The organism is Proteiniphilum sp. UBA1028 (assembly GCF_002316955.1).
In the GTDB taxonomy this organism is placed as follows: Bacteria; Bacteroidota; Bacteroidia; order Bacteroidales; family Dysgonomonadaceae; genus Proteiniphilum.
Window position 1 is genome coordinate 3721 of record NZ_DCEN01000067.1, and the last position, 393, is coordinate 4113.

Annotated in this window: 1 protein-coding gene; it reads left to right on the forward strand. The window is 52.2% G+C overall.

Annotation, left to right across the window (positions count from 1 at the left end):
• A partial coding sequence (locus B3Z75_RS11380) for an ATP-binding cassette domain-containing protein (RefSeq protein WP_294071713.1) occupies positions 1-393 on the forward strand: 393 nt, incomplete at both ends.

Consider the following 393-nt stretch of genomic DNA (forward strand, 5'->3'; position numbering starts at 1 on the left):
CTCTTCCGGATCCTGGCATCACTGATCCTGCCCGATAGCGGTTCGGCAATAATGAATGGGCACGACGTGGTGAAGGATTACCGGAAGATACGACAGATTATCGGTTACATGCCGGGCCGGTTCTCACTCTATCAGGATCTGAGCGTGGAGGAGAACCTGGTATTTTTCGCCACGCTCTTCAATACAACCGTAGAAGAGAACTACCACCTGATCAAAGATATTTACCAACAAATCGAGCCCTTTAAAAAACGGCGTGCCGGAGCGCTCTCGGGCGGAATGAAACAGAAGCTGGCCCTTAGCTGCGCACTGATCCATAAACCGGAGATCCTGATCCTGGACGAGCCTACCACAGGGGTAGACCCGGTCTCAAGAAAGGAGTTCTGGGATATGCTG